Source organism: uncultured Novosphingobium sp., assembly GCF_964277725.1.
GTDB lineage: Bacteria > Pseudomonadota > Alphaproteobacteria > Sphingomonadales > Sphingomonadaceae > Novosphingobium > Novosphingobium fluoreni.
In genome coordinates, this window is the sequence record NZ_CAXYKL010000099.1 from 1 (window position 1) to 16,159 (window position 16,159).

At 62.3% G+C, this 16,159-nt stretch carries 19 protein-coding genes; all 19 read right to left on the reverse strand.

All coding sequences use genetic code 11. The features are described from left to right. Positions 1–73 precede the first annotated feature (73 nt). Positions 74–628: a hypothetical protein gene (locus tag ACHWRX_RS05625; RefSeq protein ID WP_394658412.1), complete on the reverse strand. Its 555-nt coding sequence runs from the start codon at positions 626–628 to the stop codon at positions 74–76. 367 nt (positions 629–995) lie between these two features. Beyond that, positions 996–2,099, reverse strand: a complete 1,104-nt coding sequence (locus tag ACHWRX_RS05630) for a hypothetical protein (RefSeq protein ID WP_394658413.1) — start codon at positions 2,097–2,099, stop codon at positions 996–998. A gap of 33 nt (positions 2,100–2,132) precedes the next feature. Next, complete coding sequence (locus ACHWRX_RS05635) at positions 2,133–4,622, reverse strand: hypothetical protein (RefSeq protein WP_394658414.1); 2,490 nt, start codon at positions 4,620–4,622, stop codon at positions 2,133–2,135. Next, on the reverse strand, positions 4,619–5,014 hold the full coding sequence (locus ACHWRX_RS05640; protein WP_394658415.1) for a hypothetical protein: 396 nt from the start codon (positions 5,012–5,014) through the stop codon (positions 4,619–4,621). Before ACHWRX_RS05640 ends, ACHWRX_RS05635 begins: the two co-directional genes overlap by 4 nt. Before the next feature lie 15 nt (positions 5,015–5,029). Next, positions 5,030–5,548 (reverse strand): hypothetical protein, encoded by a 519-nt coding sequence (locus ACHWRX_RS05645; protein WP_394658416.1) that lies wholly within the window; start codon positions 5,546–5,548, stop codon positions 5,030–5,032. Further along, the gene (locus ACHWRX_RS05650; protein ID WP_394658417.1) at positions 5,545–7,425 is read right to left on the reverse strand and encodes a hypothetical protein; all 1,881 of its coding nucleotides are present in this window, start codon (positions 7,423–7,425) and stop codon (positions 5,545–5,547) included. The genes ACHWRX_RS05645 and ACHWRX_RS05650 overlap by 4 nt, the downstream gene beginning before the upstream one ends. Next, the gene (locus tag ACHWRX_RS05655; protein WP_394658418.1) at positions 7,425–7,823 is read right to left on the reverse strand and encodes a DUF6950 family protein; all 399 of its coding nucleotides are present in this window, start codon (positions 7,821–7,823) and stop codon (positions 7,425–7,427) included. The genes ACHWRX_RS05650 and ACHWRX_RS05655 overlap by 1 nt, the downstream gene beginning before the upstream one ends. Then, positions 7,820–8,335, reverse strand: a complete 516-nt coding sequence (locus tag ACHWRX_RS05660; protein ID WP_394658419.1) for a hypothetical protein — start codon at positions 8,333–8,335, stop codon at positions 7,820–7,822. Before ACHWRX_RS05660 ends, ACHWRX_RS05655 begins: the two co-directional genes overlap by 4 nt. 38 nt (positions 8,336–8,373) lie before the next feature. Continuing rightward, positions 8,374–8,982, reverse strand: coding sequence for a hypothetical protein (locus ACHWRX_RS05665; RefSeq protein ID WP_394658420.1), 609 nt, complete (start codon positions 8,980–8,982; stop codon positions 8,374–8,376). Then, positions 8,979–11,447, reverse strand: a complete 2,469-nt coding sequence (locus ACHWRX_RS05670) for a phage tail length tape measure family protein (protein WP_394658421.1) — start codon at positions 11,445–11,447, stop codon at positions 8,979–8,981. The genes ACHWRX_RS05665 and ACHWRX_RS05670 overlap by 4 nt, the downstream gene beginning before the upstream one ends. Beyond that, the gene (locus tag ACHWRX_RS05675) at positions 11,434–11,622 is read right to left on the reverse strand and encodes a hypothetical protein (RefSeq protein WP_394658422.1); all 189 of its coding nucleotides are present in this window, start codon (positions 11,620–11,622) and stop codon (positions 11,434–11,436) included. The genes ACHWRX_RS05670 and ACHWRX_RS05675 overlap by 14 nt, the downstream gene beginning before the upstream one ends. Before the next feature lie 59 nt (positions 11,623–11,681). Continuing rightward, positions 11,682–12,056 carry a hypothetical protein gene (locus tag ACHWRX_RS05680; protein ID WP_394658423.1) on the reverse strand — a complete coding sequence of 125 codons (375 nt, stop codon included), beginning with the start codon at positions 12,054–12,056 and terminating at the stop codon, positions 11,682–11,684. Between the two features lies 1 nt (position 12,057). Continuing rightward, complete coding sequence (locus ACHWRX_RS05685; protein ID WP_394658424.1) at positions 12,058–12,522, reverse strand: hypothetical protein; 465 nt, start codon at positions 12,520–12,522, stop codon at positions 12,058–12,060. 17 nt (positions 12,523–12,539) lie between these two features. After that, positions 12,540–12,941 (reverse strand): DUF3168 domain-containing protein, encoded by a 402-nt coding sequence (locus tag ACHWRX_RS05690; protein ID WP_394658425.1) that lies wholly within the window; start codon positions 12,939–12,941, stop codon positions 12,540–12,542. Beyond that, entirely contained in the window at positions 12,941–13,399 is a 459-nt protein-coding gene (locus ACHWRX_RS05695) for a hypothetical protein (protein ID WP_394658426.1), read from the reverse strand. The genes ACHWRX_RS05690 and ACHWRX_RS05695 overlap by 1 nt, the downstream gene beginning before the upstream one ends. Further along, complete coding sequence (locus tag ACHWRX_RS05700) at positions 13,396–13,713, reverse strand: head-tail adaptor protein (protein WP_394658427.1); 318 nt, start codon at positions 13,711–13,713, stop codon at positions 13,396–13,398. Before ACHWRX_RS05700 ends, ACHWRX_RS05695 begins: the two co-directional genes overlap by 4 nt. Next, positions 13,710–14,240 carry a head-tail connector protein gene (locus ACHWRX_RS05705; protein WP_394658428.1) on the reverse strand — a complete coding sequence of 177 codons (531 nt, stop codon included), beginning with the start codon at positions 14,238–14,240 and terminating at the stop codon, positions 13,710–13,712. The genes ACHWRX_RS05700 and ACHWRX_RS05705 overlap by 4 nt, the downstream gene beginning before the upstream one ends. 57 nt (positions 14,241–14,297) lie before the next feature. Further along, the gene (locus ACHWRX_RS05710) at positions 14,298–14,807 is read right to left on the reverse strand and encodes a hypothetical protein (RefSeq protein WP_394658429.1); all 510 of its coding nucleotides are present in this window, start codon (positions 14,805–14,807) and stop codon (positions 14,298–14,300) included. Positions 14,808–14,888: 81 nt separating this feature from the next. Next, the gene (locus tag ACHWRX_RS05715; protein ID WP_394658430.1) at positions 14,889–16,157 is read right to left on the reverse strand and encodes a phage major capsid protein; all 1,269 of its coding nucleotides are present in this window, start codon (positions 16,155–16,157) and stop codon (positions 14,889–14,891) included. Between the last annotated feature and the right edge of the window lie 2 nt (positions 16,158–16,159).

Below are 16,159 nucleotides of genomic sequence, written 5' to 3' on the forward strand. Positions count from 1 at the left end.
ACGATCCACCAGACGACCGGCTCGCGCGCAACAGCAGTGCCCATAGCGACGGCCCCCACAACCGCGAGTGCCTTTACCGCAGGCATACGGCCGCAAGAGCAGCGGTGAAACTCAGGATGACCACGGCCAGCGCACGGACGAGCGCGGGCCAGCGGCTCCACATATCGACCGGCAGCGGCGCCTTGCGCAGCTGATGCTCGACGCCGGGTTCGCCCAGGATCGCCAGCGCCATCCAGCCCATGCCGCAGGCGACCGCGATCGGATCGAGCCAACGCTGCGCCATGACGACGCGCGCGGTGGTGACCGGATCGTCCGGGTTCCAGCCCCATAGCACCATGGCGCCTGCCCCGCACCGCAGCGTGATGCCGGTGGCTGCCAGCAGCAGGATCATCCGGTAGATCGTCACTGGATCCTTGGGGTGATCGTAGCGGCGCTGGATCCAGATACGCCGCGCCTGCTTGCCCATCATCATCGCGCCCAGGAACGTTGTGGCGGTCATTACGAACAGGTTGAAGACGAACAGCGTGGTGTCGTTGTTGAACGCACGCGGCATCGGCGATGGCGGTCCAGCTTGGACCGCCTGCGCGACGAGGCTGTTCGCCGCGTCTGCGAGCATCGGCAGGATCATGGGTTGGCTCCGAAGGTGAAGATGGAGATCACAGGTTCATGCCTCCCGATCGTCCAAGCTGGCGCTCGATGCGGAAGCGGATCGGGTCAGTGCGGTCGCCAGCGGCACGGCGGCGGCTTAGAAGCGCACATTGAGGAAGCCGGCTTCGCCGTGACGGCCCACCGTGGCCTACTCTCCAGCCAAGCCGATTAACCTAAGATAGTCGCCGCAAAGTCGCTGCCATATGCGCCCTTGAGCGTCGACAGGGTAAGTTTGCCAAGAGCCACGCGATAGCCTCCAGAATTTGGAGCCACGGTAGGCGGTAGGGTGGTGGGCTTAACCGCCGTCAGGCTGGCGAGGCGGGTGGTCGGCTATACGGACGAGGCGGTTAGGCGCGCTGCAGCGTTGGCGCTCGATACCTCCATCTCGCCGGCCAGACCCTTACTACAAAGCTTACTGCGGCCACGATCAGGAACGGGACGGCAAAAAGAGTGAACCGTGCCTCTGCGTGGAAGGGAATATGAATAAGGGCCGCATACGCCACCGGCGGGAGAAAAACCCTTTCTATATAGAATAGTCCGCACATTCCGAGAGTTAGCAACGCAATGTTCAGAAGGTAGAAAACGGCCTTCTCTACAGTCCAAATCAGGCCTTGGCGGGACGCTCTGAACTCAATTAGATCAGACCTCGTTCCGAGCCACAGGGAGGGATAGCGGGCACCCCAGGCCCGCAGCACTTGAAGGGGATTCGCTAACGCGTGATTGGCCACTGTTTGCAATGTAACCCCGCTGAGGTTTTTACCCACTTCCTCCCGCTCGCCTTTTGCCACGAAGGCATACGGCGGGACCTGCGGATCAGTGAAACCTGCCGCCATCCAAGCGCCGTCACGCTCCCATGTACCAATCCAGAGATTCAGAGCCATGCGACCAGGTGTGGCCGCAAAGAGAAACCACGGTAGCGCAATCACGTAGGCCGATGCTGTCATGCGTGCTGCTGCTTTAGAGCGCAGCCATAAGAGGGAAAATAGCGGCAGAAGTAGGAGCGTGTCTCGCGTGAGAAGGGCGAGGCCGACAAGCAAGCCAGCCTTCAAACCTTGATCCCGGCGTAGGAACAACCACCCGAGCCAGAGCAAATTCACATAAATGCTCTCCGCAATCAGGCAAAAATCAAAAAAGATGATGAACGGGCATAGGACGAGCAACATGGCGGGCCAGAACTTGCCGAGACTGACGTAGGTGTAAGCTGCAACGCATATGGAGAACGCGCATTGGAGCATGAGCGAGAACCACAAGCCTACGGGTAAAGTGAACCTTGCGAAGAGGATATAGAGCGGAGGGCGCAGCCCATCTAATCGACCGGCTGCGTAATAAAATGAGTCCCCGCCAAACGGATTTTGAAAGGGATCGACGACAGCCAATAGCAGCAACCTTGCGGCTACCCCGGCGGCAACTATCAGCGTGATCCGTCTGGCGTGCGGGGCGATCTTGATCATGCGATCGCCCATTACATGCCTGTAAGTCTTTCGCTAGATCGGACCGAACCTCAAAACAGTTACCTCATCATTCTGGCGGGAAAACGCGATCTGCAGGGCAAATGGCGTATCAGGTGAGACGGTGGTGTCGAACAGATCGACATTGCCACGTGAGAAGATCAGACGTGATCCGCGCCGCCGCCAACGCTCAACAGTGTCGGTCCCATAAGCGCCGACAGCCTGAATCTGCCCGCCGTTACGTACAGGGCTCGAAGCACCTCCGTTGCCTGAGTATAGCGTGCCCCAATTGAGCCCACCCCAACCAGGATTTGTGTATGCCTCTACCAAGCCTACGCCGAGCAAATCGGACGGCTGATTGACGCGATAGACCAACTCGAAATCTCCAACGAGCTTTTGCGTGCTGTAGACCGCAGCGTCAGACGCCCCCGCTGCGCCACCGGTCTTCGAAAAAACGTTCGTCGCGGTCTCGGAGGTGTTAACGAAGTTGCGAATCCAAGCGGTGGAAGTCGGCAGAGCCACAGGAACGGCAGTGCCATCCCGGTAACGTGCCAAATCACCCACGCGGTGGATTCGGTTCGACCCGAGATTGACGCGATTGTTGAAGGGACGCTGCTCAACTGCATCCGTATATACAACGGGCTGTCCGGTCACAGAAAGCGGCGGAAAAGCGCTTGGGGTTTCAGGAAGGAGGCAATCACGCACCGAAATAAGTCCGCCAGGGGTATCCACGGTAAGGGACATGCTCGTCCCAGCGTCGGGCGCGGTCAGGAGGAAGTCTACACCGTCTGCCGTGATTGATTTAGGCGAGCCTGCCACGTTACTGATGATGATGGAGCCTCGAACACCGTCGGAATTTGAAATGCTCTTGTTGCCGGCCACGCGGCCACGCTGCACGGTCAGATTGCCCATCCTGCCGGACTCGATAACAGCGCAGCTTACGCCCTCACAATCGAACTCTTCAAATAGGATGTTGCCCACTTCGGTCGGTTGCCCTGGGCTGGTGCTCGGCTCCACGTTGGTGTTGATGCGCAGCGCATAGGATGTGTCCGTAGTCGACAACGGCCTACGTGATCGGAGGCCGCTAACGACCAAATCGCCGCGACATTCAAACACGTCGATCGGCATTTTCACACCGGTCATCCGCAGTGACCGCAGGCCTAAATCCTTGTTGTACGCTCGAACGCCGAAATTGGCTGCGTCCAGACCGGCGCCAATCGGAAAATCGTAGAGATCACCAGCGCCGACGTGGACGTTCTCACTGCCCAGGATGCGGAAACCCATCTGCTTGACTGCCCCCGCATTGGTGGCGTCTGGATCAGCATAAAGCATGCTATAATCGTTGACGCGGATGTCCCGACCGCCGAACAGCGAAATACCAGTCCCGTTGGTTTCGACCTCTACTTCTGAAATATCGATGTCCTGCGGCAACAAGAAGCCGTTTTCAGGCTGTCCATCGATGTAGTGCGCGAACACGATCAACCCAAGCGAGGTGCGATCAAGCTTCACATTCTGCACCCTATGGCGCTTCGTCTGCGTAAGCTGGGCATACTGCCCGTTCGGACTGATCATGATGCCAGTGGGATTGCCCGCGCTACCCCGTGGAGCAATCATGCTGATGCGCATATCGGTCACAGCGGTATCGTCAGCGGCCAACTGAAACATCGCAAATGCTGAGCTTGGCCCAACGAAATCGCAGTGTGTGCCCCATCCGCGTCCTCGCACATGGGTTCCGGGTATCTTGAGCGCGATGCGCGGGTCAGCGGTTCCAATGCGGTGGCGAAACCCGGCTAGTTCAAGTACCGAGTAGGGGTCTATCAAGGCTACAGCCGATTTGAGCATCGGCACGGCATCGGCGGTGTCGACGTTGATGCCGGTCCATGTCGCCTGAAAAACTCCATCAGGGATGATCCTGACCCAAGCCTTTTGCGTTGCGGGGACGCTTGTGATCTTGAGATATCGGAAGCCAAAGGCATCGGCAGTTAGCAGAGAGGTGAAGTCACCGGATCGCAACTGCCACACGCCTTCCCGCCCACTTTCCGCGAGATAGGCCAATCGCCCAACGGGAGTATCAGCAGAAACACCTTTGAGAACCGCTATCGATACCGCTTCCAGCATCAGCGTGGTGTCGCTTGGGACAAGTGAGATGGCCTGCTGAACGGCAGCTCGTGCATTGTCGGAGACGGCAGCATTCGCCTGCGCGACTTCCGCCCAGCCCTTCGCGCTGCGAGTGCCGCCGGTCGGAACGGGGCCTTCAGCCCAACCTCTCGCCGTGTCTTTGGCTTGTTCCGAGCCCTGGCGTGCAACTTCTGATCGATTAGCCTCGTCCTGTGCGCGGTCAGCCTCATCGTTCGCACGTTCTGCCTGGATAAAAGCAGCGCTTTCAGCAGCTGCTGCGAACTTCGCCATCGCTTGCGCATCGGTGTCGGTCGGCAGCACCCCGTACTGACCCGTACGGCGCAGGATGTCCGCCTGGCTCTCGCCGCGCAGGCCACGTACCTCACCTTTGAAGAACTGCGCGGTCATGGATTCACTACCCCTGGTTCGAGAATAAAGGCGCCGATCGCGAGCTTGTCCTGCTGTCCATCGCTGTACGTCACGACAGAATCGTATGCGTACGCATCGGCCTGGCCCGGCTCTGGCTTATTTAGGCCGGTGGGAAATGACTTGAGCGTCGCGGCGGTGATCCGCGGATAGAGCGACAACAAGCGAACGCCGGGTTGATCTGCGACCGCAGTATCTAGAAACGGTACATTGGACAAATCTGCTAAGGCTCCACCAGGGGCTCCGGCATACAGTCGCACTTGCAGCTTCACGGAACCTCCGGCGATCGGTATCGGGGCGCCGCGATAATAGAGGTTTATCGTCGGCGCCCACGCGACATTGCGTGAGGCCGTAAGGTCGAGACTTACGGTCATGGCTGATCCTGCGGTCTATTGCTCGATGACGAGCGCGTTCACGGTTGCGCCGATTAGCGCGGTCAATGCGCCGGTGATCAGCGCCTGGACCTCGACTTTCACTTGCGCCTGGGTAACCGACAGAGATCCAGCCACCAAAGTGCTGCGAGAGGTCCCGTTGATGCCGGCGGTCGTCGCCTGGATAGGTATGACGAGCGGTGCGACTGCAAACTTCTCGGCCGCGAAGTTCAACGTCGCGACACCAGCCGTGCCGGTCACGGCCTGATAGAAGCGAACCCGCTTGGAGGCGTTGAAGTTGAAGGCGTCTGCCTTGGCTGTGACGTATCCGCTAGTCGCCAGATACATTCCAGACATCGGTTTCGCGCCAGATCCACCCATCCACTCCATGACTTTGAGCAGTGTCCTCGTGCCATCCTGTTCAGGCGCGAGAATGGGCGTCCAGCCGTTCATTCCGTCTGAGCCGTTGGTCACCACCCCAAAGGATCTCTCTGCGCCGTTTCGCACAGCAGTGACGATCTTGCGCAATCCGCTCATGCTACCGCCACCGACCCTGCATAAAGCGGATCGCCTATCGCACCCGCTCCGCTCACCGTGACAAGCCAGTAGTGGTATGTACCCGTTGGGCGCCCCGTGTCGTCGTAGGCCTGGGTGGCGCCCAGCGCGCCCAGCATGTCGCCATTGACTTTAGTGGCGGTCGAAAAACTGAACGCCGTGTTGCGATAAAGCCTTGTGGCTGAGTAGTTCGCGCTCGTTGGATCACGCCACTCTATCGTCGCTTGTCCCGGTGCGGGCGACGAAAGTGCGACTTCTGACACTTGGTCTGGCGCGTCTTGATTGCCGCCGTTACCCCAGCTGGCATCATCGGCATCGCCAGGCGGTATAAGCGTTGGCGGCGGCGGTGCCGTTCCAGTCATCGCCAACGCCAACGCGTGCTTGGCCGTGGTGTCGGTCTCGAAGGTGATTGAAAGTGAGGCGCTGGAAATGTCCTTACTGATCGCGGCGACGACACACAGGTGATCAATGCCTGTCTCAGGGTCCTTCAACTGGTAGGCTTCACCAAGACGCGCATACCAGAGGCGGGGCTTGACAGGGTAAGTGATGCCGGAGAGCTCCCGACGGGCGAACAGCTCATACGCAGTTAGCTGGGCGGCCTGATCCTTGTCGGTCACGAGCTCGCACAGCCACTCTTCCTCCTTCTCTTCGCCACGATCCTGCGACACGTACTCGGTGAAGCGGATCGCAGTGGATTGGACGTACTCCCATTTGTTTGCCTCGGAGCGGTACTTGGGCACCATGGTGTTAAGGCGATCGCGATAGGTTCGCATGCCTGGTGCGAGCCGCTCGCCGTCGGCGAAGTCCTCGACCGTAATCATGTCGAGCGCCACTTTCGGTGACTGGAATCGTATCGATAGCAGCCCGCCCGAGATCACCGGCACACCGGCGCCTGCCGCACAGATGCGCTTCAGGTTGTCCCACAGGCTGATGCCAGGGCCGTCAAAGACATGCCCGTCGCAATTCCAGCCGTTCGCCTCGCAGGTGTTCGCGAATGCCACCCATTGCGGCCAGTCGAAAGAATCCGCCGGGAAGCCGCAGCCATTGACGCGGATTGTCTGCTCACCGGTGACCGGATCAATCGCGTAGCGTCCGCGCGCATAAGTGATCGCGTTCAGGGCGACGTTGCGGTCGAACACGAATGTGTCTTCGTCATCAAACCGATGTGCGCCATCACCACCCGGGAAGGTGCTGTCGCTGCGCGGGTCATAAACCCGGGCCCAACGACCGACGACACCGAACGCCGGGATGCCATTTGCCCAGACCTTGTTGTCTCGATCAAAGCGAAAGCTGATCATGCTTGCCGCTATGCCAGAGAGCTTATGCGCCGGGCTCCAGTCCGGCACCGGACCCCAGGGTCCAGCTAAGGCCGCTGGCTCTGGTCTCATGCCCAGCTGGTGCTGCACGTAGAGCCAGGAGCCATAGTAGCCGAACGCCGAAGTGCCGCTGAAGCTGACCGGCTGCCAGTCCATGAGAAACGCCTCAATGCCGTCGATCGGCCCGCCACCGCTCCAGATAAAAACCTTCGACATGTAGGGGTTTTTCGTCTTGCCAACCTTCCCGCCATAGCCGACGTCGTGCAGCTGACTGCCCGCATAGAAGCACCGCCCCATGCCGTAAGGGATCGGGCTGTTTGCACCGATCGTCACCTGATTCACACCGCCGATCGCTCCGGGCTTTTTTGCTAGCAATTGCGAGCCCATCGAGGCGGCTGCAGCAACAGCCGAAGCCACCGATGCGATCGTCGTCGTCGACACTGTAGCGGAGATCGCGGCAGTACCAGCGACCGCGCCAACACCAGTCGCCGCGAGCGCGACTGCACCGGCGATGATCGCCACTTTTGCGAGAACCTTCGACATCAGGCCCTCCAAGCCGCCTTGATGTCGAGCGCCACTAGGTTTGCAGGCTCGTCGCTGTCCTGGTGCCAGCCATAGACCTTATGCCCGAGGCAAATCACAGCCGCGTCGAGCCCGTCGGTGCCTTCCAAAACCGCTATATCCCCGGGCAGCATGCGAGAGTACGGAATGCGCGGCAAGATCGCGTCGAACGCCGCGACCAGGCCGCCCACTTTCAGCGCCGCCCGGCGCGCGCCGATCGCCGAGCGATAACGGGGTAGCGCAGGCGGCTTGTGTCCCATCTGAAGGAGGTGGAACCGAACCATGCGGATGCAGTCGGCCGTCGCATAATCTAGTTTGCGAGCGCGATACTTTGCCAGCGTTGCCTCCAGTGCCACGCGCCGCCGTTCGAGATCGCTCATGTGTTCGGCGTCGCCGCACCCCAGGCACTCGAGCGCGGCATGCCGGTTGCATTCACCATGCCAAGCTCTCCCGGGTAGCAAGCCTGGTGAAAGCGGTCGTTGAGCGCATTGCCCCGCATCACCATGAACAGCCGCTTTGCTGCGCTCTCGAATTCGATGTCGACTGATCGCGTACCGCGAGCAGCCTTCACTGTGGCCGTGTCGATCGACAAGTCAGCGGTAAGCTCGGGCTCGCCGACCACCCGTCCTGTCATCGGGTCATACTCACCAAGGTAGAAGCGCATGCGCGAACCCTGTAGCGCAGGATCGGCCAGCGCTGCGCCGGCGGATGCAGATGGCGGTAAGAACGTCAGCTTGCCGCCGGGTGCCTCGTCACCGGTCTTTTCCTCGAAGGACTCTGCCGCGCCGATCGTGCCGAACAGTTCGTCCAGGCAGTCGTAGAGATCTGCGCCCCAGTAGACGAAGCCGCCATCACACATGCGTACGTCGCGATCCGGAAGCTCGATCTTCATTAAAGCAACCAGGTGCAGGATCCTGCCGTTGAAGGGCATCAGCGGCTCTCGCGTATCTCGAAGCTGATGGCAAAGTTGCGCTGTAGAGCGATCTCCCATGAGACCGGATCGCCCATGAGGAAGCCCTCGATCATCGGCTTGGCGACATGCAGCACCGCGCCCGCGTTCGGCGGCTTGCGCAGCATCTGTGTCAGCGTGATCGTCGCCTTGCCGTTAGCGCCGACGATCACCGGTTCGGCGACGAAATCAAGGTAATGCTGCCCAGCAATCTCCAGGCTAATCGGCTGCCCTTCGAGAAAGGCGTAAGACGGCTGGACGTTCTGCACCGCCAGCAACCGACCGGCTTGTCCCGCACCGTCGACGGTGATCGGGCTGCTGTCGGACAGATTTGGCGTGCCCGGATTGAAGTCGAGCAGCGGGTACGCCAGCCGCGCGCCATCCTGCATAGCCTTGAGCAGCCGATTGACCCAGATCCGACCTTCCCGTGCATTCGGCAACGGGGGCATGGTGAACATGACCGCATATCGGTTGCCGAGCTGATTGACCCTCTGCGTCTCGGCTCCGCCTGGGGCTTCCAGGAAGCCACCGAAGTCAAGCACGCGGGGCGTCGCACCGTTGGGGGCGGGTGTGGCCGGAAGATCAATCATGGAATCATCCGGCTTTGTTTGCGAGCCAGCGCAACTTGTGCACCCATCGATCCAGCCGACGCGGCCCGCGACGACATGGGGGCAGCAATGTTGGCAGCCCGCCCATCGACCTGACCCCAGAACGCATCGGCGCCCGGGCCGTAGTAGTTGTTCACAACGCGGGCTCCACCGAGCATCGCGCGGGTGCTGGCGTTGCTGTGTACGCGCTCGCCCCCGCGAAAATTCACAAGCTCTGGGCCGCGCTCACCCACTAGCGCCAGCCCGTGAGGAGCGGAACCGGTGCCGCCAGCAAATGCCGGGATCTTGCTCGTTTTGGCCTGCGCGCCTTTGCCGAACAGCCCGATAGAGCTGAGTTGCAGTCCAAGGTTGAGCACACCGCGCATGATGTCGAGAACACCGCCGCCCTTGATCGCGCTGGCGAGGTCCTGCAGTGCGCCGAGCGTGCGGTCGGCCATGTCCTGGAACGAGTGCGCGATCTCCAGATTATGCTCAGCCACCTTCTGCGCAGCCTCCGAGACCTTGTCCATAAAGCCGCCTAGGCCATCGCTGATGACACCAAACCCGCCCAGAACAGCTGATCCCAACCCCTCGACTGAGTCGCCGAGGCCAGTCTCGATCCCAAGCCGGCGTCGCGCTTCTGTAGCCTGACCCTGGTTGATCATGCCGGCGGCGGCGCCCTGCGTGATCGTTGCGTCATCCGAACGAATTTTCTCGCGTGCGGCCACCTCCGGAAACAGCCGCTCGAGCAGACCCTTCAGGTCCTCGCGCAGCTTCTGGAAATGCGTCTTTGTCTTCGCGGTGGAGGCCTTTGCCTTGTCGACCATGACCGTGTCGAGTCGCGCCATCTGATCGGCGATACCGTCGACCATGTCGGGCACATAGCTATGACCAACGACCGCGTCGTACAGGCCGAAAAAATAGCCCTTTACCTTCTGCACCTGCGTGCCGACGGTGTTCCAGATGGCGCCGAGCTTGTCGACGATCCAAGTGCGTACGCCGCTGACCAGGCGCTGCATCACTCCGATCACGTACTCGGGCAGGCCGCCCAGCGCACGATTAACGATTTGGCCGGCCAGCAAGAATGCCTTCTGCCAGTCGCCCTGGAACAGGGCGGTGACCAATCGGATGCCGTCGCCGATTTGCTGAAACACCCCGGCCAGTCCCTGCGCAGCCACCTTGATGACACCCACAACCGCCGCGCCGAACGCTGACGTCAGCGCGCCCTGGAACTCGATGATGCGCCCGGCGACATCACGCATCAGCGTGCCGAGCGGGCCGTTCCACAGCGCGGTGAATGCGTCGGTCACGGCGCTGATCAGCTGCTGCAGCGGCGGTCCCAGCGTCGTCTGCACCGTCTGCCATAGGTCGGATAGGACGGGGCCGATCTTGTCCCAGTTGGCGTAGATTAAAGCGCCGGCAGCGGCCACACCCGCGACGATCGGAATGAGCGGCCCGAGCGCAGCAAGTGCGGCGCCTGCCGCCGCTACACCGACTTCAGCCGCACCGGCGGCGGTGCCGGTCGCCAGCATGGATCCGGCGATCGAACCGAGCGCGGCGAAGAGGGTGGATCCGGCCGAAACGATGGAGCCAATGCCGATCAGCAGCGGGCCGAGAGCGGCGCCGATCACGCCAGCCGCGACCGCGACCTTCTGGATCGGTTCGGGCAGAGCCGCGAAGGCGCCCGCCAAACTCGCGATTGCTTCTGCCGCAGGCTTGATCAGCGGCAACAGCTGCTGGCCGATCACGTCCGAAGCCTGCCCGATCGCTACCTGTGCCTGCCGCCAGGGGGAAGCGTCGGCGGCCGCAGCAGCAGCGCCTTTGAACTGGCGTTCAACCTCGGCCAAAATGACGCCCTGCGCGCCTGCCGCGTTACCGGCTTCGGCCATCGCCTTGATTTGGGCCTTCTGCGCATCGGTAAACTGCACGCCCACGCGCGTGAGCGCCGTGATGCCTTTGACCGGGTCGTTTAACGCTTTGCCCAGCATGATTGCCGCAGCCTGCGGCTCGCCACCGAGGCGCTGCGCCATGTCGATCGCGGCCTGCTGTGCCCGGTCGAACACTTGGCCCGATACATTGCCGAACGTCAGCAGCTGTGCCGTGACCTGCTTCAGGATCACATCGGCATCAAACAGCGAGCGCATCTCCATGGCGTCGGCTGCCTTGGAGAGCTGGTCAGCCGTGTGGCCGCTGGCACCGCCCATGGAGTTGAGCGCGGCGGTCACGTCCGCCATCGCCTTGCCCTGCTCAATGAACCCATCGACGGCAGCCTTGCCAGCCGCCACCAACGGTAAGGTGAACCCGACCGACAGCTTGGAGCCGATCGACGTCATCTTCTGCCCTATCGCCTCGATCGCCTTTGCCGACTTAGCTAGGCGCTTTTCGGCGATGTTCGCGCCCTCTTCGAAGGCAGCAGTCTCTAGTGTCAGATTGACCGCAAGGCGGGCGATGACATCACCTATCGCCATTGGTCATCTCCTGTTTGCGCAGCTTGCGACGGAACATCTCGATCATGCCGTGCTTGCGGTCGGCCTGGGTCGGTGGGTTGAGGTAGTTGTCGAGGTTCTTGAGGTGCTTGCCGGTGCGCCCGAAGTTCTCGATCTGCCAGGCGAGCGTGATCACGCGCTCGTGGTCAGCTTTCATGCGGGCACGCACGATCAGAGCGAAGGTGCGCGGTGTGGCGAGCCAGAACGTGTCCGGCTCTAGGCCGGCTTCGCACCATTGGCGCCAGAGGTCTTCCCACGTGGGCGCGCGGCCTTTCCCTCCGTACTCGCGCCGGGTTTTGGCATGGCGGCATCGTAGGCTTGGCTGAGCGCGGCGCCGATCGCGTCGGCGTTCTCGAACAGCAGGGTTGAGACGTCGCCGAGCGTGAGGTCAGCATGGAACCGCCGCATCGCGCCATACAGCAGCGCGCGCGTTGCGCCCATGAAGCCGGTGCTGGCGTCGGCCAGCACCTGATGCAGCGGCTTGCCGTAGGCGCTTTCCGCCTCGATCAGCCCTTCGTGGTCAAAGACGAGCGTGAACTCGCGATCTCCGTCGAGCTTGAGGGGGACATACCCCTTATGTGCGTTGGCCATCTTACGGCGTCGGCGTCGGAGCGGTGTAGGCTTCCAGGCTGTTGACCGAGACCACGCGGAACGTGGCGGTCGCCTCCTTCAGCCCGCCCACGACGATGCGGCCGTAGGTATAGCCGGTGCACTTGGCCGTGCCGGTGATCTGGGCGACAGGCTCGCCATCAATGGTGATCACCGCCATGAAATTGCGCGTATCACCCTGGTCTCGAGCGTCGGTCAGCAGCACGTCGGTGGTCGACAGCGGGCGCGCGTTCAGTAGCAACTCGAAGTCGCTGTCCTCGTAAAAGCCGCTGATGTACTGCCGGCGCCAGTCCTCGGCGTCGAAGTCGGTGACCTCGATCTGCTCGCGCTCGCCGCCGACCGGCATGTCGAACTCCTTGAGTCCGCGCAGCCGGTAGAGCGCCGTTCCGTCGTGCAGGTGGAACTGGTCCTTGTAGCCAACCGTCGGGGTGGCCGTTTCGTCGGGCATGGCTGAAACTCCTAGACCTATGCCAATCGATGCCAGACGAGCAGGTCCAAGCTCGCCCGGTGAATGAAGCCTTTGCCGGGTACGTCCTCGCCGAGATCGCGAGGGCCGTCGGCTTTGATACGGCCGAAAACGACGCCCTCGACCACCGAGGGCCGCGAGGTGGCCGCGACGATCGCCTCGGCTATCTTCTGCGATGCCGCATGTGTGGCGGCAAAGCAGTCGACCTGGACGCGCGTCTCGTGAGTGCCGGTGTAGCCGTCGAGATCTTCCCCGCGGTCATCGCTGATGACCTGCATGCGCACGTACGGCACCTCAGTGGTCTGGGGCACCTTAACCCAATGGACCTTGCTGCCGACCAGCGACTGCACGCCGGACGCGGCGATAAGGCGAGCGACGAGCCCGCTTCCCAAATCAGCCATCAGCGTCCAGCCCTCGCGGCCTTCTTGGCAATGCGGGCCTTGGCCGCATCGATCTGCTTGGTCAGCTCACCCTTTACTTCCGTGATGACGTTCTCCCCCTCTGCGTCCGCAGTCGGTCGCGCGTAGGGATGTGCAGGCATGTCGACAGTGCCATTCTCCTGCCAGGCGGGATTGCCGCCCTCGGGCCGACCACTCGGGCCGGTGTTGACCGAGACCCCGCCCGATCGTGCGTACCGCTTCGTACCGGGGATGCGCTGGGGCTTAGCTGGCTTGGTCTTGATGCTGGCGATCAGGTCACCCCGGTCGCGCGGCGCGTGATTCTTCATCCCGTTCTCGATCCGGTTCATGGAGTTGACGGCAGTGCGTCGCAAAGCTGCTTTCGCCGTGGCTTTCGGCAGATCCTCCGCCAGCGCACGCTCCAGTTCGCGGAAGCCCGACAGGTCGATCTTCAGCTTCATGACGCGCGAACCGCAGTGAACTCGATCTCGGCCGAGCTTGGCGAGATGCCAACGATGTCCCAGTCGCCAGCGTAGGAGAGCCGATCCTTGATCGTGACAGCCCTGGTGATGCTGTCCGCCAGCATGACGAACGTGGCCGTCTGATTGCCGGTCTCGGCAGCTGCCTGCCGGCGCTCATCGCCGCGCCCATAAAAGACAGCCGTCCACCGCGTATCGACGTCGCTCCAAGCTTCGATCTGCTCGTTGTGGCAGTCGCTGGTGGATGTGGAACGCTGTATGGTCACGCGCTTGTCGCGCTTGCCGGCGGGGGTCACAGAAGATGCCGCTTCAAGCCCTTGCAGAGGCTTTTCGCGCGCTGCTCGGCCTTCGCGAAGACGTCTCCGCCTTCTCGATCGAAGTTGTAGGCGGCGATCAGCACCAGCATGGCGCGGCGGATGTTCCGCGGCACGTCAGCCGGGTCATCGGACCCAGCTCGGACGGTCACGGTGAATAGCTGGTCGGCACTGTAGAACGGCCAGAAAGACGTGCCCGCAGGCGGGAGGAAACGCGCGGGACGGCGGCTCAAGTCGAGTCTGGCGCCAGTGAGCGCAGTCGGGCTGCCGGCGGCGTCGACATACGCGCCACCAAAGCTCGCTCCAGCAGCGATGGGCCAGGCGCGCAAAAATACTGGGCCAAAGCCGCAGAACTGCTCGGTGATTTCGCGCGCCTCCAGGATCAGCCCGGTGTAGTTCTCGACCCAAGCGGCGGCGTCCTGGATGAAGCCCTGGATCTCCTCGTCCTGATCGTTACCGTCGGCGCGCAGCTGCGCCTTGGCTTCGTCGAGTGAGACGGGCAGGGCCATGAAGCCTCCTGTAATTGAGGCAGAACGGCAGCCGGACATGCCAGCCGCCGCAGCCACTCAGCCCTTCGCCTGCTCGGCGAGGTTCTTCTCGACGGCCTCGCGGCCCTCGATCGTGGGATCGTTGAAGTCGATCCGGTTCTGCTCGGCCGTGGTGTTGGCGCGCGGATCGGCGTCGACAGCCGGGCTCGACATGTCGACGTCTGGCACGATCTGCTGCGGCGCACCGGAGGTGTCGATGGTGTCCGCCGGGGCAACGCCGTTATCCTGCTCGGCGGCAGGTTCGCTGGTCGGCACCGGTGCTTCCGCGTCGGCCGGGCTGATCGCGTCCGCGCTGGGGCTGGTGACGCCATTGTCGGCATCGCTGGCAGCCTGGTCTACGCCAACGGGCGACTGCGCTTCGTCAGGCGTGGCTTCCAGAGCGGCGTCTACTGCGTGCAGCACGCCCTTGCGGTTCTGGCCGGCTTCTTCTTCCTTACGCAGCACCAGCAGGTCGGCATGCGACAAGCCGGCAAGTGCGCCCTTTACTTCATCGACGTTGCCGTCGAGGATCTTGGTGAGATCACCCATGGTACTTCTCCTTGGTTCGCCGAAACCTCGGTGCGCCGAGGCTTCGAAGAACCGGGGCGGCGCAAGCCGCCCCGGGCAGGATCAGGCCGAGATCTTGAGAGCGCGCATGGGCTCAGGATTGTGCACGCCACCACCGACGCGCTTGGTCGTGTAGAAGTGCACGAACGGCTTGTTGGTGAAGGGATCGCGCAGGACGCGGATGCCGACGCGATCGACGACCAGATAGGTAGCCTCCATGTCGCCGTAGAGCGCCGCCACGTTGTTCGCGGCCACCAGCGGCATATCGGGCATCTCAACGATCGGCGTGGCGTTCAGGGTCGAAGGCTGGCCCTCGATCATGCTCGGCTGCCACAGGTAGCCGCCGGCGGCATCCTTCAGCTTGCGCACCGCGCCGATCGACAGACGGTTCATGTACAGCTTTGCGCCAGCGGCGAACTCGCTGGGCAAGTCGTACATCATGTCGATAATGCCATCGGTGGTCACCTTGGCGGCATCCCCCGAGTTCATCAGCTTGATGGCGCCGTACGGGTGGCGGGCGGCGTTGGCCGCGCCGGTGACGTAGGTCAGGATGCCATAGGGCTTGTTGACGCCGTCGCCCGAGAGGAAGCCGATGCCTTCCTGACGCGAGAACTCGGTGTCGACTTCGCTGCCAAGCCACTGCTCCAGGTCGACTGCGGCATCGTCCAGCAGCTGCTGGCTGATCGCCGGGTTGGCGTAGAGTTCACCCGGGGTGAAGTCGAGCACGCCGATCTGCGGCGTCGTGGTGGCGGGGCGGCTTGCCGTCTCACCGACCCAGCCGGAGCCGACGTTACGATCCGAGAAGAACTTCTTGAACCCGGCCACGCTGATCGTGATCACGCGGCTGTTCGCACGCATCGGGCTGATGCGCTTCAGCTTCTCGCCAATGGTGCGATCCCACTCGATCGGAGCGAGGTAGCCACCATCGGAATCGGTGCCCTTCGACATCGCGGCCTGGATGTCCGCCGGTGCGCGATCGCCCTTGCGCATGTGCGCCTTGAAGGCGGCGGTGTACTCGGGATCGGCCTGGATATCACCGATCACGCCGCCGTTGCCAAGTTTGGCCGCAGCCTGGATCTTCGCCTGATCATCGAGGGCAGTCTGGATTTCGGTCAGGGCGGCGTTGATCCGCTCTACCTCTTCCGTGATGACGACGTCGCCCATGCCTTTCTTGAGCGCGGTAACTTCCTGCTCGTGCTTGGCCTTGAAAGTCTCCCAGGCGGTGGCGAGAGCTTCGATCGATACGGGGGCTTTGGGCTGGGCTTCGGCGCGCACGGCGATGAGGCCCCGGCCCGTCGCGGCAGCGCCGCGCAGGGTGGTCATCATATTCATGT